At 67.2% G+C, this 18,659-nt stretch carries 24 protein-coding genes; 12 read left to right on the plus strand and 12 right to left on the minus strand.

Annotated features, from left to right (window positions below; all coding sequences use genetic code 11):
- Positions 1–101: 101 nt before the first annotated feature.
- Both FHR96_RS21190 and zapE read right to left on the minus strand, forming a co-directional pair.
- Positions 102–287 (minus strand): hypothetical protein, encoded by a 186-nt coding sequence (locus FHR96_RS21190; protein ID WP_183389705.1) that lies wholly within the window; start codon positions 285–287, stop codon positions 102–104.
- A gap of 38 nt (positions 288–325) precedes the next feature.
- Positions 326–1,492, minus strand: coding sequence for a cell division protein ZapE (gene zapE, locus FHR96_RS21195; RefSeq protein ID WP_183389706.1), 1,167 nt, complete (start codon positions 1,490–1,492; stop codon positions 326–328).
- 204 nt (positions 1,493–1,696) lie between these two features.
- Here zapE and FHR96_RS21200 point away from each other — a divergent pair, with 204 nt between their 5' ends.
- The gene (locus FHR96_RS21200) at positions 1,697–2,116 is read left to right on the plus strand and encodes a Z-ring associated ZapG family protein (protein ID WP_183389707.1); all 420 of its coding nucleotides are present in this window, start codon (positions 1,697–1,699) and stop codon (positions 2,114–2,116) included.
- A gap of 64 nt (positions 2,117–2,180) precedes the next feature.
- On the opposite strand, the gene FHR96_RS21205 is transcribed toward FHR96_RS21200, so the two are convergent.
- The gene (locus FHR96_RS21205) at positions 2,181–2,942 is read right to left on the minus strand and encodes a Nif3-like dinuclear metal center hexameric protein (protein ID WP_246393078.1); all 762 of its coding nucleotides are present in this window, start codon (positions 2,940–2,942) and stop codon (positions 2,181–2,183) included.
- Positions 2,943–3,040: 98 nt separating this feature from the next.
- Here FHR96_RS21205 and FHR96_RS21210 point away from each other — a divergent pair, with 98 nt between their 5' ends.
- A complete protein-coding gene (locus FHR96_RS21210; protein ID WP_183389708.1) occupies positions 3,041–4,267 on the plus strand; it encodes a Do family serine endopeptidase in 1,227 nt (408 codons plus the stop codon).
- Positions 4,268–4,350: 83 nt separating this feature from the next.
- Here FHR96_RS21210 and hisD read toward each other — a convergent pair whose 3' ends face one another.
- From hisD to FHR96_RS21255, 9 genes are all read right to left on the minus strand, one after another.
- Positions 4,351–5,673 carry a histidinol dehydrogenase gene (hisD, locus tag FHR96_RS21215; RefSeq protein WP_183389709.1) on the minus strand — a complete coding sequence of 441 codons (1,323 nt, stop codon included), beginning with the start codon at positions 5,671–5,673 and terminating at the stop codon, positions 4,351–4,353.
- A gap of 32 nt (positions 5,674–5,705) precedes the next feature.
- Positions 5,706–6,359 (minus strand): ATP phosphoribosyltransferase, encoded by a 654-nt coding sequence (hisG, locus tag FHR96_RS21220; RefSeq protein WP_183389710.1) that lies wholly within the window; start codon positions 6,357–6,359, stop codon positions 5,706–5,708.
- A 19-nt stretch (positions 6,360–6,378) separates the two neighbouring features.
- Positions 6,379–7,641, minus strand: a complete 1,263-nt coding sequence (gene murA, locus FHR96_RS21225; protein ID WP_183389711.1) for a UDP-N-acetylglucosamine 1-carboxyvinyltransferase — start codon at positions 7,639–7,641, stop codon at positions 6,379–6,381.
- A 13-nt stretch (positions 7,642–7,654) separates the two neighbouring features.
- A complete protein-coding gene (locus FHR96_RS21230) occupies positions 7,655–7,909 on the minus strand; it encodes a BolA family protein (protein WP_183389712.1) in 255 nt (84 codons plus the stop codon).
- Positions 7,910–8,132: 223 nt separating this feature from the next.
- Positions 8,133–8,480: an STAS domain-containing protein gene (locus FHR96_RS21235; protein WP_183389713.1), complete on the minus strand. Its 348-nt coding sequence runs from the start codon at positions 8,478–8,480 to the stop codon at positions 8,133–8,135.
- Positions 8,477–9,133 (minus strand): MlaC/ttg2D family ABC transporter substrate-binding protein, encoded by a 657-nt coding sequence (locus FHR96_RS21240; RefSeq protein WP_183389714.1) that lies wholly within the window; start codon positions 9,131–9,133, stop codon positions 8,477–8,479. Before FHR96_RS21240 ends, FHR96_RS21235 begins: the two co-directional genes overlap by 4 nt.
- A 5-nt stretch (positions 9,134–9,138) precedes the next feature.
- Complete coding sequence (mlaD, locus tag FHR96_RS21245; RefSeq protein WP_183389715.1) at positions 9,139–9,603, minus strand: outer membrane lipid asymmetry maintenance protein MlaD; 465 nt, start codon at positions 9,601–9,603, stop codon at positions 9,139–9,141.
- Between the two features lie 58 nt (positions 9,604–9,661).
- Positions 9,662–10,444 (minus strand): lipid asymmetry maintenance ABC transporter permease subunit MlaE, encoded by a 783-nt coding sequence (gene mlaE / locus FHR96_RS21250; protein ID WP_183389716.1) that lies wholly within the window; start codon positions 10,442–10,444, stop codon positions 9,662–9,664.
- Positions 10,441–11,253, minus strand: coding sequence for an ATP-binding cassette domain-containing protein (locus FHR96_RS21255; RefSeq protein ID WP_183389717.1), 813 nt, complete (start codon positions 11,251–11,253; stop codon positions 10,441–10,443). The genes mlaE and FHR96_RS21255 overlap by 4 nt, the downstream gene beginning before the upstream one ends.
- 234 nt (positions 11,254–11,487) lie before the next feature.
- Between FHR96_RS21255 and FHR96_RS21260 the strand changes: the two genes are divergently transcribed.
- The 10 genes from FHR96_RS21260 (at position 11,488) to FHR96_RS21305 (ending at position 18,563) form a co-directional block, all read left to right on the plus strand.
- Positions 11,488–12,474 carry a KpsF/GutQ family sugar-phosphate isomerase gene (locus tag FHR96_RS21260; RefSeq protein WP_183389718.1) on the plus strand — a complete coding sequence of 329 codons (987 nt, stop codon included), beginning with the start codon at positions 11,488–11,490 and terminating at the stop codon, positions 12,472–12,474.
- Between the two features lie 14 nt (positions 12,475–12,488).
- On the plus strand, positions 12,489–13,046 hold the full coding sequence (locus tag FHR96_RS21265; RefSeq protein ID WP_183389719.1) for a KdsC family phosphatase: 558 nt from the start codon (positions 12,489–12,491) through the stop codon (positions 13,044–13,046).
- 4 nt (positions 13,047–13,050) lie between these two features.
- Positions 13,051–13,635 (plus strand): LPS export ABC transporter periplasmic protein LptC, encoded by a 585-nt coding sequence (gene lptC, locus FHR96_RS21270; RefSeq protein ID WP_183389720.1) that lies wholly within the window; start codon positions 13,051–13,053, stop codon positions 13,633–13,635.
- The gene (gene lptA, locus FHR96_RS21275; protein ID WP_183389721.1) at positions 13,632–14,162 is read left to right on the plus strand and encodes a lipopolysaccharide transport periplasmic protein LptA; all 531 of its coding nucleotides are present in this window, start codon (positions 13,632–13,634) and stop codon (positions 14,160–14,162) included. Before lptC ends, lptA begins: the two co-directional genes overlap by 4 nt.
- Positions 14,159–14,884: an LPS export ABC transporter ATP-binding protein gene (lptB, locus tag FHR96_RS21280; protein ID WP_183389722.1), complete on the plus strand. Its 726-nt coding sequence runs from the start codon at positions 14,159–14,161 to the stop codon at positions 14,882–14,884. Before lptA ends, lptB begins: the two co-directional genes overlap by 4 nt.
- A 153-nt stretch (positions 14,885–15,037) precedes the next feature.
- Complete coding sequence (locus FHR96_RS21285) at positions 15,038–16,438, plus strand: RNA polymerase factor sigma-54 (RefSeq protein ID WP_183389723.1); 1,401 nt, start codon at positions 15,038–15,040, stop codon at positions 16,436–16,438.
- 112 nt (positions 16,439–16,550) lie between these two features.
- Positions 16,551–16,862, plus strand: coding sequence for a ribosome hibernation-promoting factor, HPF/YfiA family (gene hpf / locus FHR96_RS21290; RefSeq protein WP_183389724.1), 312 nt, complete (start codon positions 16,551–16,553; stop codon positions 16,860–16,862).
- A 6-nt stretch (positions 16,863–16,868) separates the two neighbouring features.
- A complete protein-coding gene (locus FHR96_RS21295) occupies positions 16,869–17,354 on the plus strand; it encodes a PTS sugar transporter subunit IIA (protein WP_183389725.1) in 486 nt (161 codons plus the stop codon).
- Between the two features lie 32 nt (positions 17,355–17,386).
- Positions 17,387–18,289, plus strand: coding sequence for an RNase adapter RapZ (gene rapZ / locus FHR96_RS21300; protein ID WP_183389726.1), 903 nt, complete (start codon positions 17,387–17,389; stop codon positions 18,287–18,289).
- Between the two features lie 4 nt (positions 18,290–18,293).
- Positions 18,294–18,563 (plus strand): HPr family phosphocarrier protein, encoded by a 270-nt coding sequence (locus FHR96_RS21305; protein ID WP_183389727.1) that lies wholly within the window; start codon positions 18,294–18,296, stop codon positions 18,561–18,563.
- Positions 18,564–18,659: the final 96 nt, after the last annotated feature.

Raw genomic sequence — 18,659 nt, forward strand, 5'->3', positions numbered from 1 at the left:
GGAAGCTGGAAGCTGGAAGCTGGAAGCTGGAAGCTGGAAGCTGGAAGCTGGAAGCTGGAAGCTGGAAGCTGGAAGGCAGCATGAACCCCGCCATCGTGGGGTCAAGGGTTTTCTTCCAGCTTCAAGCTTATGACTTCAAGCTCCGGGCGTAGCCCGGCCGGGTTTTCTTCAAGCTTCCAGCTTATGACTTCAAGCTCCGGGCGTAGCCCGGCCGGGTTTTCACCAAGCTTCAAGCTTATGACTTCAAGCTCCGGGCGTAGCCCGGCCGGGTTTTCACCAAGCTTCAAGCTTATGACTTCAAGCTCCGGGCGAAGCCCGGGTCGGGTCAGGGCTTGTGCGGCAGCGCCAGGTACTCCCTCGACTGCATCTCCTGCAGCCGCGACAGGGTGCGCTGGAACTCGAACTCCAGCTTGCCGTCGCGATAGAGCCGCTCGGCCGGGGCCTCGGCGGACATCAGCAGCTTGACGCCGCGGTCGTAGAATTCGTCGACCATGTTGATGAAACGCCGGGCCTGGTCGTCGCTCGCGCCGTTCATGCACGGCACATTGGACACCAGCACGCTGTGGTACTCGCGGGCCAGTTCGATGTAGTCGTTCTGGCTACGAGGCCCGTCGCACAGTTCGCGAAACTCGAACCACACCACGTCGTCATGCAGCCGCCGACTGTGCAGTACCCGGTGATTGATCTCGATCGGCGCCTCGGCTTCGCCCTCCTGACCGGCGATCTCGCGAAAACTGCGCGCCAGCTCGGCCTCTGCGGCCTCGTCCAGCGGCGCATGGAAGATCTCGGCGCGCTCCAGGGCCCTCAACCGATAGTCGATGCCGGAATCGACATTGACCACCTCGCAATGCCGTTCGAGCAGGTCGATGGCAGGCAGGAAACGCGCGCGCTGCAGGCCGTCCTTGTAGAGCTCGGCCGGCACGATATTGGATGTCGTCACCAGCACCACGCCGCGGGCAAACAATGCTTCCAGCAGGTTGGCCAGGATCATGGCGTCGGTGATGTCCTTGACGAAGAATTCGTCGAAGCAGATCACCCGGGCCTCAGCGGCGAACTTGTCGGCCACCAGCGTCAGGGGATTACGCTCGCCCTTGTAGTGCTCGAGCTCGTTGTGCACCCGCTGCATGAAGCGATGGAAATGGGTACGCATCTTCTCGGGAAACGGCAAGGCCTCGAAGAAGGTGTCCACCAGATAGGTCTTGCCGCGGCCCACGCCGCCCCAGAAGTAGAGTCCAGCGACCTCGGGCAGCACCGGCTCGGAGGGCTCGTCGCGCTTGCCGAACAGCCCCGCCACCCGCGACTTCAGCCCCTTGCCTGCACTCGAGCCCCGAGGCACGGGCCGCGGGCGGTCAACCAGCTCGTCGAACAGGCGCTGGAGATGCGCCACGGCCTGCTCCTGGGCGGGATCGTACTGGAAGTCGTCGCGCTCGAGGTCGGCACGATAGCGACCCATCGGCGTGGTCGACGCGGCGCGTTGTGAGGCAGTCGGCATCCTGTGACTCTCGCTCATGGACATGGGGGGCGATGGTCCTCGGCATCCGGTGAAAGGGGGGATTATACGCGCCGACACGGCACTTGGCATCGCCGGCCGGTCGTTGACCCCGCCGTCCGCCTCGGCCCTATAATGGACGCGCCGGTTCGCCCGGTGATGTTGCCGGCGTGGACGTCGGGCCGATCGATCGCTCAGGAGAATGATGTGGAACTAAGCAATATCAACTGGATGCTGGGCGCTGCCTGTCTGCTGGCCGGAATCGGCCTCGGCGTATTGGGCTATCACCTGCTGAACGCCGGCGCACGCAATGCACAAAAACTGCGCCAGCGCCTCGCCGAACGCGACCGCCAGCTGACCGAACTGCGTGACGGTGTCGGGGAACATTTCGAGCGCCTCGGCGATCTCGCCGAAGGCCTGCAGCAAGAAGTCAGCGAGGCCAGGACGCGCCTGGACGTCGGCGCACCGCGGCGCCCCGAGCTCGCCCCAAGCCCAGCGGCGGCGCCCAGCGACAGCGACAATGACGTCGCCGTCCCCCGAGACTATGCCGACGGCAACCGCGGCACACTGTCCGAGGACTTCGGCCTCAAGTCGACCGACGCCGCCCCGCAGCCGCCCCGCTACTGATGCTTCCTGCCGGCGCCCCGTAGGGGCGCCCGCGCATCGCGGCCATGGCCATGCCGATGGCCGCTCAGGCCGGATTGTCGATATCCACGAAACGATGCTCGACGCCGAACTCCTCGGCCAGCCGCGCTCCCAGCGCCTGTACGCCGTAGCGCTCCGTGGCATGGTGCCCCGCTGCCAGATAATGGATGCCCAGTTCGCGGGCCAGGTGCGTGGTGCGCTCCGATATTTCCCCGGAAATGAACGCATCGGCCCCGGCTGCCGCGGCCTGGGCAATCATGTCCTGGGCACCGCCGGTGCACCAGGCCACGCGACGAATCTCGCCACCCTCCGGCGCCTCGACCAGCAGCGGCGCTCGATCCAGGCGCTGACCAACATGCTCGGCCAGCGCCACAGCCCCCATCGGCGCGGGCGGCGCGCCAAGCCATACCAGCCCCTCGCCAAGTTCGCCGTCGGCGCAGCCGTCGGCGGTGAAGCCCAGCCGCTCGCCCAGGGTGGCGTTGTTGCCCAGCGCGGCATGAGCGTCGAGCGGCAGATGATAGGCCAGCAGGCCGATCTCGTGACGCAGCAGGGTCGCCAGTCGCCGACGCTTCATGCCGGTGATGGCCACCGGCTCGTTCTTCCAGAAGTAACCGTGATGCACCAGCAACAGGTCGGCCTCCCAGGCCACCGCCTCGTCGAGCAGCGCCTGACAGGCGGTGACGCCGCTCATCACCCGGGCAACGCGTTCGCGGCCTTCGACCTGCAATCCGTTGAGGGTGTAGTCCTTGAAACGCTCGGGTGACAGCAGCCGATCACAGGCCGCCACCAGTTCCGCGGATGTCGTCATGAAGCCTCCGGACGGTTGACGCATGCAATGTTACAATCCGTGCATTCTAACCGGCGCCCTGCCACCCCGCGACCACGCACCAGAAGGAAGCCCGCCGCATGCGACGCGCCCTCCCCTATCTCTGGCCCATCTTGATCGGTCTGCTGCTGGCCATCGCACTGCTCAACGCCTTTCCGCGGCTCGTGGGCCGCCAGGCGGCTCCGCCCGATAGCCCGCCTCCCCAGGCCACCCCGACGGCGCAGACCGTCGAGCGTCCGGCCCCGACCCTGCGCGAAGCCCCTCCCCTGGAGCGCGGGCAGGGCAAGGTCAGCTATGCCGAGGCAGTGGAGCAAGCCGCCCCGGCGGTGGTCAACGTCTACTCCTCGCGGGTGGTGGAGAGAGACAGCCACCCACTGATGTCCGACCCCTTCTTCCGACAGTTCTTCGGCGACGATGCCCCCAGCCGGCAACGCATGCTGTCGAGCCTGGGCTCGGGCGTGATCGTCAGCGAGGATGGCTATGTGCTGACCAACCACCACGTGATCCGTGGCGCCGATCAGATCCAGGTGGCTCTGCGCGATGGCCGCGAGACCCTGGCCGAAGTGGTCGGCACCGACCCCGAGAGCGATCTCGCGGTGCTGCGTATCGATCTCGACGACCTGCCGGTGATCGAGCTCGCCGATTCCGACCAGGCGGCCATCGGCGATGTCGCGCTGGCCATCGGCAACCCCTTCGGGGTCGGCCAGACCGTGACCATGGGCATCATCAGCGCGACCGGCCGCAGCCACCTGGGGCTCAACGCCTACGAAGACTTCATCCAGACCGACGCCGCCATCAATCCGGGGAACTCCGGTGGCGCCCTGGTCAACCCGGCTGGCGCCCTGGTCGGCATCAACACCGCCATCTTCTCCCGATCCGGCGGCTCTCAAGGCATCGGCTTTGCCATTCCGGCCAACCTGGCGCGCAACATCCTCGAGGAAATCGTCACTCAGGGCCGGGTGGTGCGTGGCTGGCTGGGCATCGAGGCGCAGGAGCTCAATCCCGAGCTCGCCGCCTCCTTCGGCCTCGAGGCACCCACCGGGGTCATCATCGCCGGTGTCGTGCCGGGCGGCCCGGCAGACGCCGCCGGCCTGCAGCCGGGCGACGTGCTGCTCGAGGTAAACGGCCGCCCCATCCTCGACCCCCGGCAGACCATGAGCGATATTGCCGACGTGGCACCGGGCACCGACCTGCCCGTCACGGTGGTGCGCGGCGGCGAGACTCGCCAGGTCACGCTGAAGGTCGCCGAGCGCCCCACGCCGTCGCGCCCCCTCTCCATCGAGAGCACCGACACTCCCTCTCCGTGAATCGCGACACAGCTCCACCGTCAACGCAAGCGGCCCCGTCGAAACGGGGCCGCTTGGGCTAAGGCCATCGACACACAACGCATTCAATCGCGAATGCGATACTCCGCGCTGCGAGCGTGGGCGGTCAGCGACTCGCCGCGCGCCAGCACCGAGGCCGTACGACCCAGCGCCGAGGCGCCCTCGGCGGAGCAGCCGATCAGCGAGGAACGTTTCTGGAAGTCGTAGACGCCCAGCGGCGAGGAGAAACGCGCCGTACCGGAGGTCGGCAGCACGTGATTGGGGCCGGCACAGTAGTCGCCCAGCGCCTCGGCGGTATAGCGTCCCATGAAGACCGCCCCGGCATGACGCACCTCGGGCAGCCATGCCTCGGGATCGGCCACCGACAGCTCCAGGTGCTCCGGGGCGATGCGATTGAGCAGCGCGACCGCCTCGCCGCGATCGCGGCAGCGGATCAGCGCCCCGCGTTCGGAAAGCGACGTGCGGATGATCGCCTCGCGCTCCATGGTCGGTAGCTGACGCGCCATCGACTCGGCGACCGCCTCCAGGTGAGCATCGTCCCAGCTCACCAGGATCGACTGGGCGTCCTCGTCGTGCTCGGCCTGGGAAAACAGGTCCATGGCCAGCCAGTCGGGGTCGGTACCGCCATCGGAGACCACCAGGATCTCGGAGGGCCCGGCGATCATGTCGATGCCGACCTGGCCGAACACCGCTCGCTTGGCGGTGGCCACGTAGATGTTGCCGGGGCCGACGATCTTGTCCACCCGCGGCACCGTCTCGGTGCCGTAGGCCAGCGCGGCTACCGCCTGGGCTCCACCAATGGTGAAGACGTGATCGACGCCGGCCAGATGGGCGGCGGCCAGCACCAGCTCGTTGAGCACGCCGTCCGGGGTCGGCACCACCATGACGATCTCGCCGACGCCGGCCACGTGGGCGGGCAGCGCGTTCATCAGCACCGAGGAAGGGTAGGCGGCCTTGCCGCCCGGCACGTAGATGCCGGCCCGATCCAGCGGGGTGACCTGCTGGCCGAGCACGGTGCCGTCGGCCTCGGTGTAGGACCAGGTCTCGGGTTTCTGGTGCTCGTGATAGCGACGCACTCGCTCGGCGGCCGTGGCCAGCGCCTCGCGCTGGGCCTCGGGCAGGCCCTCGAAGGCCTCTCGCAGGCGGTCCGGCCCCAGGGTCAGCTCGGCCATGTTCGACGCCGAGAGACGGTCGAAGCGATTGCTGGCCTCGACCACGGCGGCATCGCCGCGGGTCTTCACGGCCTCGAGAATGTCGGCCACGCGGCGCTGGACCTCGTGGTCGGACACGCCCTCCCAGGCCAGCAAGGCATCGAGGCGCGCCTCGAAGTCGACGTCCGAGGTAGACAGACGCGCGATTTCGAGGCCGCCGGCGGGAGCTTCACTCATCACAATTCCTTCCTCCAAGGGGTAGCGGCGGTTCAGGCCGGCGCCTCGCTGCGACGCCCCTCCACCGCCTCGCGAAGGCGGGCGATCAGCGGCTTGAGGCGCTCGTGCTTCATGGTCATGGCTGCCTTGTTGACCACCAGTCGGGTGGTGATCGGCGCGATCAGTTCGCGCGGCTCCATGCCGTTGGCGCGCAGGGTGTTGCCGGTATCGACGATGTCGACGATCTCGTCGGCCAGGTTCATCAGCGGTGCCAGCTCCATGGCGCCGTAAAGCTTGATGACCTCGGCCTGGATGCCCTGCTCGGCATAGTAGCGCTTGGCGACGTTGACGAACTTGGTGGCTACCCGCCGACGGGCGTGAGCCGGCTCGGCGCCGCTCACCCCTGCCGTCATCAGCTTGCAGCCGGCGATCTCCAGGTCCAGCGGTTCATAGAGCCCCTCGGCACCGTGCTCGAGCAGCACGTCCTTGCCGGCCACGCCCACGTCGGCAGCGCCGAGCTGCACGTAGGTGGGCACATCGGTGGCGCGGATCACCACCAGCTTGACGTCCGGCAGGTTGGTGTCGAACAACAGCTTGCGGCTGGCCCCCAGATCTTCGGCGGGGGTGATGCCGGCCTCGGCCAGCAGTGGCAAGGTCTCGTCGAGAATGCGGCCCTTGGAGAGGGCCAGAATCAGTTGCTTGCTCATGGTCTCGCCTGTTGTCGGCTCAGCCCGGAATGCGCCGTATCTTGGCCCCCAGCAGCTGCAGTTTTTCCTCGATGCATTCGTAGCCGCGGTCGATGTGGTAGATGCGATCGACCAGGGTCTCACCTTCGGCCATCATCGCCGCGATCACCAGCGATGCAGAGGCGCGCAGGTCGGTGGCCATGACCGGCGCCCCGGACAGGCTCTCGACCCCGGTGATCACCGCGGTGTTGCCCTCCAGCGCGATGCGGGCACCCATGCGGTTGAGCTCCTGAACATGCATGAAGCGGTTCTCGAAGATGGTCTCGACCACTCGAGCGGTGCCCTCGGCCACGGCGTTCAGGGCCACGAACTGGGCCTGCATGTCGGTCGGAAAGGCCGGATAAGGCGCGGTACGCACGTTGACCGCCTTCGGACGCCGGCCGTGCATGTCCAGCGCGATCCAGCCCTCACCGGTGGTCACGCTGGCGCCGGCCTCCTCCAGCTTGGCCAACACCGCCTCGAGGATGTCGGCGCGGGTGTTGCGCACCTTCACCCGCCCCCGCGACAGCGCCGCGGCCACCAGGAAGGTACCGGTCTCGATGCGGTCGGGCATCACGTCGTGCTCGGCGCCGTGCAGGCGCTCGACGCCCTCGACCACGATAGTGTCGCTGCCGTGGCCGCGGATCCGCGCGCCCATCTTGATCAGGCACTCGGCCAGGTCGACCACTTCCGGCTCGCGAGCGGCATTCTCCAGCACCGTAGTGCCGTCGGCCAGCGCCGCGGCCATCAGCAGATTCTCGGTGCCGGTGACGGTGACGGTGTCGAAGAAGATCGTCGCCCCCTTGAGACGACCGTCGACGTGGGCGCGGATGTAGCCGCCTTCGACGCGGATGTCAGCCCCCATGGCCTCTAGGCCGCGAATGTGCAGATCGACCGGGCGCGAACCAATCGCGCAGCCGCCGGGCAGCGACACGTCGGCGCGGCCGAAATGCGCCAGCAGCGGACCGAGCACCAGAATCGAGGCGCGCATCTTCTTGACCAGCTCGTAGGGCGCGTGACAGTCGGTCACCTGGGCGCCATCGAGCTGGATGCTCATGCGCTCGCCCATCACCGGCTGCACGCCCATGTGCCCGAGCAGCTCCAGCGTCGTGGTGATGTCCTGCAGATGCGGCAGGTTGCCGATGGTCACCGGCTCGTCGGCCAGCAGGGTGGCGCAGAGGATCGGCAAGGCGGCGTTCTTGGCGCCGCTGGCCCAGACTTCGCCGTCGACGGGGCCATTGCCGGTAATGATCAACTTGTCCATGGTGCCTCGGGCCTCAGGCCCCCTGATTCTCGGCGGCGCTCTGCCACTGTTCGGGGGTGTAGGTCTTGATGGTCACGGCATGCAGGGCGCCGGAAGCGATCTCGTCTGACAACGCGCCGTAGATCAGTTGCTGACGCTTGACCCGGGACAGTCCTTCGAAGACCTCGCCGACGGCGACCACCTGGAAGTCGCAGCCCTCGCCCTGGATATGGAATTCGCAGCCATCGAGTCGGCTCTCGAGCAGCGCCTTGACCTCTGTGGGATGCATCGAACCCTCGCTTGAATTGGTTGATCCGTGAAAGCGCCACCGCACTGCGGTAGCGGGACGAACAGGCCGACCATGGTAATGAAAAGCGACGCCGTTGGCGACGTGCGCGTTGGCGACGTGCGCGTTGGCGACGTGCGCGTTGGCGACGTGCGCGTTCGGGACATGTGCGTGGCGGGAGAGGCGAGGAAGTGAGGAACACCTTTCCCCTTACGCCTCACATGCGTCACTCCTCACATGCTTCGGCGGGCGCCTCCACCGGCAGCAGGCTGTCGAGACCGGCCACTCGGGTCAGCCGGGCCAGCGGCGTGGAGAGCCGCACCGTCTCGAGTTCGAGCCGGCTCGCCCGGCTCTGACGCGTCCATTCCAGCAGCACGCTGATCGCCGCGCTGCTGACCCGATCGACGCCGCCAAGATCGAAGATCACATGGCTGCCCGGCGAGCGCTCGGCCAGCCAGCGCCGACCGGCCGCAGCCAAGTCCGCGGCGCCGTCGAAGTCGACCTCGCCGGACACCGCCAGCACCGCATCGTCGGCCTCCAGGCGATTGGCGCCGTTCTCCAGCAGCAGGCTCATCCGTCGCCGCCCTGCTCCAGCTCCTCGACGGCGAGCTCCGGGGCCCAGCCATCGATCACGGCGTCGTAGTCGCGATTCTGATCACGCATGGCCTGATCGAACTGATTGCGGAAGGTCAGCCCCAGATTGATGCCGTTGACGATGACGTTGACCACCCGCCACTGCCCGTCATCCAGGCGCAGGGTATAGCTCACCGGATAGACGGTGCCGTCGTTGGCCACCACCTCCATGGCGACGCTGGCCTGGTCTTCGTAGCGCGACGCCTCCTGGTTGTCGAGGACGCGCACCTCTCGGTAGTCGAACGTCACCAGCCCCTTGGCGTAGGTATCGATCAGCGTCTGGCGGAAGGTGTCGACGAACCGCGAACGCTGCGCGGGGGAGGCATTGCGGAAGTACCTGCCCATGACGCTGGCACCGATGTAGCGAAAATCGGCCACGTCCTCGAGGCTGTCGTCGACGATCGCCTCGAGCTCGTCGGGATGCTCCCGGAAGTAGGTGTCACGACCTTCGATGCGCCCCATCAGCTCGTTGACGCTGTCGCGGATCATTTGCTCGGGCGACTGGGCCTGGGCCAGCGCCGGCAGCGTCGTTGCCCACAGGGCCAGAATCGTCAGGATCCCGGCCAGGCGGGGGAAAAGTCTCGTCGCTCTCATCGTCTTCACTCCTTGACCATGTTGGACACGAATTGCTGGATCAGCTCCTCCAGCACCAGGGCGGACTGGGTGTCGCGGATACGATCGCCGTCGGCCAGCGTCTCGGGGGCGCCGCCGATCGACAGCCCCACGTACTGCTCGCCGAGCAACCCCGAGGTGAGAATCGCCGCGGTACTGTCCTCGGGCAGCGCCCCTTCCAGGCCTTCGTCCAGGCTCATGACCACCCGGGCGTCATACCATTCCGGGTCGAGCTCGATACTCTCGACCCGTCCTACGGTGACCCCGGCCATGGTGACGCGGGCGCGGGGCTTGAGCCCCCCCACGTTGGCGAAATTGGCCTCCAGGCGAAATTCGTCGCCGGGAGGTTCGAGGCTCAAACCGCTGACCCTCAAGGCGAGGAACAGCAGCCCCAGGATGCCGGCCAGCATGAACAGGCCAACTCCCAGCTCCATCGTCTTGCTGCGTTTCATTCCATGTCTCCACAAGTCCACGACGGCCCGCAGCCGCCGACGTTACCCCGTTCGCCGTTCAGGAAAGCCCACCGAACATCAGGGCGGTCAGCACGAAGTCCAGGCCCAGCACCGCCAGCGAGGCATACACCACGGTACGGGTCGTGGCCCGAGCGATGCCTTCCGAGGTCGGCACCAGGGCGTAGCCCTGATAGACCGCGATCCAGGTCGCCACCAGCGCAAATACCAGGCTCTTGATCAAGCCGTTGAGCACGTCATCGACAAAATCGACGCTGGCCTGCATGTTGCCCCAGTAGGAGCCTTCGAAGACACCCAGCCACTTCACCCCCACCAGCTCGCCGCCCCAGATGCCGATCACGCCGAAGCCGATGGTCAACAGCGGCAACGCCACGAAGCCCGCCCAGAGGCGCGGGGCGACCACCCGACGCAGCGGGTCGACGCCGATCATTTCCATGCTGGTGAGCTGCTCGGTGGCCTTCATCAGGCCGATCTCGGCGGTCAACGCCGACCCCGCGCGGCCGGCGAACAGCAGCGCCGCCACCACCGGTGCCAGCTCTCGCAACAGCGACAACGCGACCATCTGGCCCAGCGCATCCTCGGCACCGAAATCGACCAGGATGGTATAGCCTTGCAGCCCAAGCACCATGCCGATGAACAGGCCCGAGACCAGCACGATGGCCAGCGACATCACGCCCACGAAATGCATCTGGCGCAGCCACAGGCGTATCCCTTCGGCGCTGGGCATGCCGACGGCCGACTGAACGAGCAGGATGGCCGCCTGGCCGAGCCCCTCGGTGACGTTGCAGCCCATGCGCCCGAGGCGCTGGAGCAGAGCGATCATCGCGGCCCTCCCGTGCCCAGCAGGTCGTCGTAGAAGTCCATGGCGGGATAGTGAAAAGGCACCGGGCCATCCGGCTCGCCGTGGATGAACTGGCTGACTCGCGGATCGCGATCCACGTCGAGCCCCTGCGGCGTTCCCTGGGCCATCACCCGGCCGTCGGCGATCACATAGACATAGTCGGCGATGGACAGCGTCTCCTTGATGTCATGAGACACCACCACGGCGGTCAACCCGAGTGCTTCGTTGAGGCGCCGGATCAGCTGAACCAGCACGCCCATGGAGATGGGATCCTGGCCGACGAAAGGCTCATCGTAGAGGATCAGTTCCGGGTCGAGGGCGATCGCCCTCGCCAGGGCCACCCGCCGCGCCATACCGCCGGAAAGCTCCGATGGCATCAGCGTGCGTGCACCGCGCAGGCCCACCGCCTGGAGCTTCATCAACACCAGGTCGCGGATCATCGACTCGGGCAGGTCGGTGTGCACGCGCAGCGGAAAAGCCACGTTTTCGAAGACATCGAGATCCGAGAACAGCGCCCCGCTCTGGAACAGCATGCCCATTCTTCGGCGCAGCCGGAACAGCGCCTTGCGTGACAGGGCATGCACTTCCTCTCCGGCGATCCACACGCGCCCCGCATCGGGGGTGAGCTGGCCACCGATCAGCTTGAGCAGGGTCGTCTTGCCGGTACCGCTGGGGCCCATGATGGCGGTGATCTTGCCGCGCGGCACCACCATGTCGAGACCGCGGAAGATCTCCGCCTCTCCGCGGGCGAAGCGCAGGCCCTCCACTTCAACGAGGGGGGAATCGGTCATCCGTTGGCATTCCTCCGAGATTATCGAACATCGTATCCTAACCGCCCCCCACGGCGCCAGCGCCGCGCTGTCGCGGCTTGCGTCAGCGGCGCGCAACGGGTTCAATAGTCGCCGTTTCATCATCGTAACCACCTCGATCGGACGGGGATCTCGCCGATCCGATCGCAGCCACCGGCACACGCCATGTCTACCCGCCCCTTGAGCCCAGCCCAGCGACAGGCAACAATCACTGCCATGACAGACGAACTCCCCTCCTCCAGCGGCCTGCTGGCCAGCGCCGAACGCACCCTGCGGCTGGAGCAACAAGCCATCGGCGCACTCATCGAACGTCTGGACGGCGACTTCGAGCATGCCTGCGCGCTGATCCTGGCGTGTCGTGGCCGCGTCGTGGTCACCGGCATGGGCAAGTCCGGCCATGTCGGCGGCAAGATCGCCGCCACCCTGGCCAGCACCGGCACTCCGGCCTTCTTCGTGCATCCCGGCGAAGCCAGCCACGGCGATCTGGGCATGATCACCCGAGGCGACGTGGTGCTGGCGCTGTCCAATTCCGGCGAAACCGCCGAGGTCACTGCCCTGCTACCGCTGCTCAAGCGCCTCGGCACTCCCTTGATCAGCATGACCGGGCGCCCTGGCTCGACGCTGGCCCGCCACGCCGAGGCCCACCTGGATGCCGGCGTCGAGCGCGAAGCATGCCCTCTGGACCTGGCACCCACCTCTTCCACCACGGCGGCCCTGGCCCTCGGCGACGCCCTGGCCGTGGCACTGCTGGAGAGCCGCGGCTTCACCGCCGAAGACTTCGCCCTGTCACACCCCGGCGGCAGCCTCGGCAAACGCCTGTTGCTCAGGGTCTCGGACCTGATGCACCAGGGCGACCGCCTGCCGCGCGTCGCCCTCGGCAGCCCGCTGCGCGACGCCCTGCTGGAGATCACCCGTCAAGGCCTCGGCTTCACCTGCGTGATCGCCCCATCGGGACGCCTGGCCGGCGTCTACACCGACGGCGACCTGCGTCGCACCCTGGACCAGCACAGCGACCTGTCGGCACTGACGGTGGACCAGGTCATGACCATCCCCGGCAAGCGAGTCTCGCCCGACACCCTCGCCGCCGAGGCGGTTCGCCTCATGGAAGACAACCGCATCACCGCCCTGGCCGTGGTGGATGACGATGGCCACCCGGTCGGCGCCCTGCACATGCACGACCTGCTGGCCAGCGGCGTGATCTGACTCAAGGAGATCCCATGACCCTCGACGCTCCCCTGATGGACCCGCAACTGGTCGATCGACTGCGCCACGTGCGGCTGCTGGCCATGGACGTGGACGGCGTGCTGACCGACGGCCGCCTCTACTTCCAGTCCGACGGCGGCGAGGTCAAGGCCTTCCATACCCTGGACGGCCATGGCATCAAGCTGGTGCAGCGCGCCGGCATCCAGGTGGCACTGATCACCGGCCGTGATTCCCCGATGGTCAGCCGGCGGGCCGCCGCCCTGGGGATCCAGCATCTCCATCAGGGCATCGAGCACAAGCTGCCGGTGCTGCGACAGCTGTGCCAGCGGCTCGGACTGACCCTCGCCCAGACCGCCTATTGCGGCGACGACATGCCCGACGTGGCCGCCATCCGCCAGGCCGGCGTCGGCATCAGCGTGCCCGGCGCGCCGAGCTACATTCGCCAGCAGGCCGACTGGGTCACCGCGCGCGAGGGAGGCTTCGGCGCCGTGCGCGAAATCTGCGACACCCTGCTGCAGACCCAGGGGCACTGGGACGCCGTGCTCGACACCTATCTCCACGGTCAGGCCTGAGGCAATGCGCCTGCCTCGCCCCGGTTTCCGCACCTGGCTGTTCCTGCTGCTGCTCGCCCTGGGCGGCGGCCTGGCGCTGCTCGACCAGCGTTCGGAGCCCCCTCGCGGCCCGGTGCCCCAGGACGAGGCCGGCGAGCCCGACTACTACCTGGAAGACGTGCACCTGACGCGCTTCGATGCCCAGGGCCAGCCCCATCAGCAGCTGACGACGCCGCGCCTGGTCCACACCCCCGTCGACGACGTGACCCGCCTGGTCACCCCGGACGCCCGACTGCGTGACGATGCCGGCCGACTGTGGCTGGCCGTGGCCGAGCGTGGACGCCTCGATGCCGGTGGCAACCCGTTGACCCTGGAGGGGCAGGTGCGGCTGACCGCGCCCGAGCAGCGCTGGCGACTCGAGACCGAGCGCCTCCACTACGACGCCGATGCCGGACACGCCTGGAGCGATACCCCGGCGCGGCTGAGCCAGCCGCCACAGTGGATGCGCGGCGAGCGCTTCGACGCCTGGCTCGATGACAATCGCGCCCGACTGACCGACAATGTGCGCGGCCACCACCCGCCGGACATCCAGGAGGATCCCGAGCCATGACGCGACCGCCCTTCGCCTCGCTGCTGGCCCTGACGCTGCTTGCCGCCACGCTGACCACCCCCATGGCCGTGGCCCTCGAGGGCGATGCCAGCGCCCCCATCCAGGTGGAAGCCGATCGCCTGGACCTCGACGACCGGGCCGGCACCGCCGTCTACCAGGGCGACGTAAGCATCCAGCAAGGCAGCATGCAGTTGACCGGCGATCGCGTCGAGATCCAGCGCAACGCCGCCGGCCAGCTGACCACCGCCACCGCCACCGGCCAGCGCGCCTACCTGGAGCAGAAGCCCGCCCCCGACCAGCCGCTGGTCCGCGCCTGGGGGCGCACGGTGGTCTACCACGTGGCCGAACGCCGCATCGAGCTGATTGACCAGGCCGAGCTTCACCAGGGCGGCGACACCTTCGACGGCGGCTACCTGGAATACTTTCTCGACCGCCGAGTCGTTCAGGCTCGCGCCGACGCCGAGGGCGTCGACGAGCGCCAGCGAGTGCGCATGACCCTGGAGCCGGAACAGCAGGACGGCCCATGAAGACCCTGAGCGCCCAGCACCTGGCCAAGAGCTACAAGCGTCGCCGCGTGGTTCATGACATCAGCCTGGAGATCCGCCAGGGGCACATCGTCGGCCTGCTGGGCCCCAACGGCGCCGGCAAGACCACCTCCTTCTACATGATCGTCGGCCTGGTACGGGCCGATGCCGGGCGGGTTTCCATCGACGACCACGACCTCTCGGGGAGCGCCATGCACGAGCGGGCGCGAGCCGGCATCGGCTACCTGCCCCAGGAAGCCTCGATCTTCCGCAAGCTGTCGGTGGCCGACAACATCATGGCGATCCTCGAGACCCGCCGCGACCTCGGCCGCCCCCAGCGCCGCGAACGCCTCGAGCAGCTGCTCGAAGACTTCCACGTCACCCATATTCGTGACAACCTGGGCATGAGCCTGTCCGGCGGCGAGCGGCGACGGGTGGAGATCGCCCGAGCCCTGGCCACCGAACCCGACTTCATCCTGCTCGACGAACCCTTCGCCGGCGTCGACCCCATCTCGGTGGGAGAGATCAAGGGCATCATTCGCCAGCTCAAGGCCCGCGAGATCGGCGTACTGATCACCGATCACAACGTCCGCGAGACGCTGGACATCTGCGACGGCGCCTACATCGTCGGCGACGGCCAGATCATCGCCGAGGGTGATGCCGAACAGATCCTGGCCAACCAGCGCGTACGCGACGTCTATCTTGGCCAGGACTTCCGTCTCTGAGGCCAGGAGCTTCGCAAGTCACTGATATAATGTCGCCAAGCAACGACGGGCACGACACTTGCCATTGGCATGCTAATTGCTAGGTCAAGACTTGCATGGCGGCATCCGGGGCACTAGGGTGGGAGCTTCTTCGCCGGAGGAGCGGGACCATCCATGGCCATGAAGGCATCCCTTCAACTACGCGTCGGCACTCAGCTGACCATGACGCCCCAGCTGCAACAGGCCATCGGCCTGCTGCAGCTCTCCACCCTCGACCTGCGTCAGGAGATCCAGCAGGCACTGGAAGCCAATCCCATGCTGGAGCTCGAGGACGATTTCGGCGAGCAGACGGTCAGCGATACCCCGGAAGACGACTGGTCCGACGAGATCCCGGCGGAGCTCTCCGTGGACAGCGACTGGTCCGACACCTTCCAGGATGCCGGCGGCGGCGGCGAAGCCCCCGACTTCGAACGCCAGGCCGCCGGCCAGAGCCTGCAGGGCCATCTTGGCTGGCAACTGGCCATGAGCGGCCTCGATGAGCGCCAGACGCGCATCGCCGAGAGCCTGATCGACGCGGTGAACGCCGACGGCTATCTGGACCAGCCGCTGGATGAGCTGCGCGACGGCCTGCGCACCCAGGGCCTGGAAGGGCTAGCCACCCGCGAGGTGGAAGCGGTGCTGATGCGCCTGCAGCAGTTCGAGCCCACCGGAGTCTTTGCCCGGGACCTGCGCGAGTGCCTGATGCTGCAGCTCGCCACCCTGCCCGATGACACGCCACTGCTCCCCCAGGCCAGGCGGCTGGTGCGTCAATTCCTGGAGGCCCTGGCCGGCAACGATCGGCGCCTGCTCAAGCGGCGCCTGGGACTCGACGACGACGCCCTCGACCGGGTCATCACCCTGATTCGCAGCCTCGATCCACGACCGGGCAGCACCTATGCGGACGAAGACAGCGACTACGTGATCCCCGACCTGGTCGCCCGCCATACGCCCCAGGGCTGGCGCATCGAACTCAACCCCGAGGCCATGCCGCGGCTGCGCATCCAGCCCGACTATGCCGCGCTGATCCGCCGCGCAGACAAGAGCGACGACAACCAGTTCCTCAAGGACCATCTCCAGGAGGCTCGCTGGCTGATCAAGAGCCTGACCAGCCGCAACGACACCCTGCTCAGGGTCGGACGCGAGGTAATGACCCGTCAGATCGACTTCCTCGAACAGGGCGAAGAAGCGATGAAGCCGCTGATCCTGGCCGACATCGCCCAGGCGGTGGAGATGCACGAGTCGACCATCTCACGGGTCACCACCCAGAAGTTCATCCATACCCCGCGCGGCGTGTTCGAGCTCAAGTATTTCTTCTCGAGCCAGGTTGGAGGCGGCGAGGATGCCCACTCCAGCACCGCCATTCGCGCCCGTATTCGCAAGCTGATCCAGGACGAGCCGCCGCGCAAGCCGCTGTCCGACAGCAAGCTGGTAGAACTGCTCGCCGAGGACGGCATCGAGGTGGCCAGGCGTACCGTCGCCAAGTACCGCGAGGCAATGCAGATCCCCTCGTCCAGCCGCCGCAAGCGTCTCGGCTGACACCACGGGAAGACGCTCCCGAAGGGCGTGGAAAAGCGCCTGGCGCGGGGGGTTTGCACGGCACCAAAAAGGGTTACAATCGGATCACCACCCAAGGAGCAAGGAGCGTGTCATGCAAGTCAACCTCACCGGCCACCATGTGGAACTGACCGATCCCCTGCGTGACTACGTGCAGGAGAAGCTCACGCGACTCGAGCGCCATTACGACAACATCACCACCGTGCAGGTCACGCTTTCCGTCGAAAAGGAACGTCAGCAGGCCGCCTGCACGCTGCATGCCGCCGGTGCCGATCTACACGCCGAGGCGATGGACGGCGACATGTACGCTGCCATCGACGCCCTTGCCGACAAGCTGGACCGCCAGCTGGTCAAGCACAAGGAAAAAACCCAGGCCCGCGCCCAGGGCGCCGCAAGCGTCCGCTGAGCCGCCATGTCTCTCGAAGCCATCCTGCCCCCCGAGCGCACCCTGTTCGGCGTGCCCGGGGGAAGCAAGAAGAGGGTGCTGGAATTCTTCAGCACCTTCATTGCCCAGAATACCCCGAGCCTCGACAGCCAGGAGGTCTTCAGCCGGCTGATCGGTCGTGAGCGCCTGGGCAGTACCGGCATCGGTCATGGGGTCGCCATCCCCCATTCCCGCAACCCGCACTGCAAGGCGCCCATCGCCGGCTTTCTCAAGCTCGCCGAACCGGTCGACTTCGATGCCATCGACGGCGAACCCGTCGACCTGGTCTTCGTGCTGCTGGTCCCCGAAGAGGCCGACGATGCTCATCTCGCCCTGCTCGGCCAGGTGGCCAGCGTGATGAACGACGCCGAAACCCGCAGCGCACTGCGCCGTGCCGACAGTCAGCAAGCACTGCACGACTGCCTACTCGAGGCCATTCGACGACAGACCCCGGCCGCCAACGGGCGCGGTTGAGCCCCGCGTCCGCCCCGACCAGGAGACCCGTCATGCAGCTCGTCATCATCAGCGGACGCTCCGGCTCCGGCAAGTCGATCGCCCTGCAGGCCCTGGAAGATCTCGGCTTCTACGCCATCGACAACCTGCCGGCCATGCTGCTGGGCCCGCTGGTGGACGAACTCAGCAGCGGTCAATCCCTGCGCAGCGCCATCGCGGTGAGCATCGACGCCCGTAACCTGCCCCACGCCCTGGAGCGATTTCCGTCGCTGCTCGAGGACGTGCGGGCCCGCAACATCCATTGCCAGGTGATCTACCTGACCACCGACGCCCGGATTCTTCTGGAGCGCTATTCCGCTACCCGACGCCGCCATCCCCTGACCAGGGACAGCGAGATGACGCTGGCCGAAGCGATCGACAGGGAAGAGGAAGCGCTGACCGAGATCCGCGATCTCGCCGACCTCTTGATCGACACCTCAAGGCTCTCGGTACACGACCTGCGCGGGCGCATCACCGACCAGGTCGCCGGCCATCGTCGCGAGGGCCTGACACTGACCGTGGAGTCGTTCGGATTCAAGCGCGGCGTGCCCCTGGATGCCGACATCGTGTTCGACGCCCGCTGCCTGCCCAATCCCTACTGGGATCCGCGCCTCCGCGATGCCACCGGCCGCGATGCCAGCGTCATCGACTTCCTCGAAGGCTATCCGATCGTCGACGAGATGGCCGACGACATCCTGGCCTGGGTCGAACGCTGGCTGCCTCGCTATCGCGCCAGCCAGCGCAGCTATCTGACGGTGGCGATCGGCTGCACCGGTGGCCAGCATCGCTCCACCTACCTGGCCGAGCGTCTGGCCCACCGCCTGGCCGCGACGCATGCCGGCGTGCGGCTCCGCCACCGCGAGCTGAGCCTGCAACTCACCCTCCCCGCCCCGAACGACGACGCCGAGGACCGCTAGTCACGTGCCCAGACGCAAGCTGACCCTGATCAACAAGCGCGGCTTGCACGCCCGCGCCGCCACCCGCCTGGTACAGTGCTGCCAACCCTTCGCGTCGCAAGTCACCGTCTACCACGGTGAGCAGCAAGCCGATGCGGCCAACATCATGGCACTGCTGATGCTCGCCGCCCCCTGCGGCACCGAGCTGACACTGGAAGCCGACGGAGAAGATGGCGAGGCAGTGCTCGACGCGCTGGAGGAACTGTTCGAGGCAAGATTCGACGAAGAGGCCTGAGAGCTGGAAGCTGGAAGCTGGAAGCTGGAAGCTGGAAGCTGGAAGCTGGAAGCTGGAAGCTGGAAGCTGGAAGCTGGAAGCTGGAAGGCAGCATGA

The organism is Halomonas organivorans (assembly GCF_014192055.1).
GTDB lineage: Bacteria > Pseudomonadota > Gammaproteobacteria > Pseudomonadales > Halomonadaceae > Halomonas > Halomonas organivorans.

Bases quoted from the DNA above. Each gene is read 5' to 3' on its own strand.
- zapE (WP_183389706.1), bottom strand. From the start codon at position 1,492: ATGCCGACTGCCTCACAACGCGCCGCGTCGACCACGCCGATGGGTCGC.
- FHR96_RS21205 (WP_246393078.1), bottom strand. From the start codon at position 2,942: ATGACGACATCCGCGGAACTGGTGGCGGCCTGTGATCGGCTGCTGTCA.
- FHR96_RS21210 (WP_183389708.1), top strand. From the start codon at position 3,041: ATGCGACGCGCCCTCCCCTATCTCTGGCCCATCTTGATCGGTCTGCTG.
- hisD (WP_183389709.1), bottom strand. From the start codon at position 5,673: ATGAGTGAAGCTCCCGCCGGCGGCCTCGAAATCGCGCGTCTGTCTACC.
- hisG (WP_183389710.1), bottom strand. From the start codon at position 6,359: ATGAGCAAGCAACTGATTCTGGCCCTCTCCAAGGGCCGCATTCTCGAC.
- murA (WP_183389711.1), bottom strand. From the start codon at position 7,641: ATGGACAAGTTGATCATTACCGGCAATGGCCCCGTCGACGGCGAAGTC.
- FHR96_RS21230 (WP_183389712.1), bottom strand. From the start codon at position 7,909: ATGCATCCCACAGAGGTCAAGGCGCTGCTCGAGAGCCGACTCGATGGC.
- FHR96_RS21235 (WP_183389713.1), bottom strand. From the start codon at position 8,480: ATGAGCCTGCTGCTGGAGAACGGCGCCAATCGCCTGGAGGCCGACGAT.
- FHR96_RS21240 (WP_183389714.1), bottom strand. From the start codon at position 9,133: ATGAGAGCGACGAGACTTTTCCCCCGCCTGGCCGGGATCCTGACGATT.
- mlaD (WP_183389715.1), bottom strand. From the start codon at position 9,603: ATGAAACGCAGCAAGACGATGGAGCTGGGAGTTGGCCTGTTCATGCTG.
- mlaE (WP_183389716.1), bottom strand. From the start codon at position 10,444: ATGATCGCTCTGCTCCAGCGCCTCGGGCGCATGGGCTGCAACGTCACC.
- FHR96_RS21255 (WP_183389717.1), bottom strand. From the start codon at position 11,253: ATGACCGATTCCCCCCTCGTTGAAGTGGAGGGCCTGCGCTTCGCCCGC.
- FHR96_RS21260 (WP_183389718.1), top strand. From the start codon at position 11,488: ATGACAGACGAACTCCCCTCCTCCAGCGGCCTGCTGGCCAGCGCCGAA.
- FHR96_RS21265 (WP_183389719.1), top strand. From the start codon at position 12,489: ATGACCCTCGACGCTCCCCTGATGGACCCGCAACTGGTCGATCGACTG.
- lptC (WP_183389720.1), top strand. From the start codon at position 13,051: ATGCGCCTGCCTCGCCCCGGTTTCCGCACCTGGCTGTTCCTGCTGCTG.
- lptA (WP_183389721.1), top strand. From the start codon at position 13,632: ATGACGCGACCGCCCTTCGCCTCGCTGCTGGCCCTGACGCTGCTTGCC.
- lptB (WP_183389722.1), top strand. From the start codon at position 14,159: ATGAAGACCCTGAGCGCCCAGCACCTGGCCAAGAGCTACAAGCGTCGC.
- FHR96_RS21285 (WP_183389723.1), top strand. From the start codon at position 15,038: ATGGCCATGAAGGCATCCCTTCAACTACGCGTCGGCACTCAGCTGACC.
- hpf (WP_183389724.1), top strand. From the start codon at position 16,551: ATGCAAGTCAACCTCACCGGCCACCATGTGGAACTGACCGATCCCCTG.
- FHR96_RS21295 (WP_183389725.1), top strand. From the start codon at position 16,869: ATGTCTCTCGAAGCCATCCTGCCCCCCGAGCGCACCCTGTTCGGCGTG.
- rapZ (WP_183389726.1), top strand. From the start codon at position 17,387: ATGCAGCTCGTCATCATCAGCGGACGCTCCGGCTCCGGCAAGTCGATC.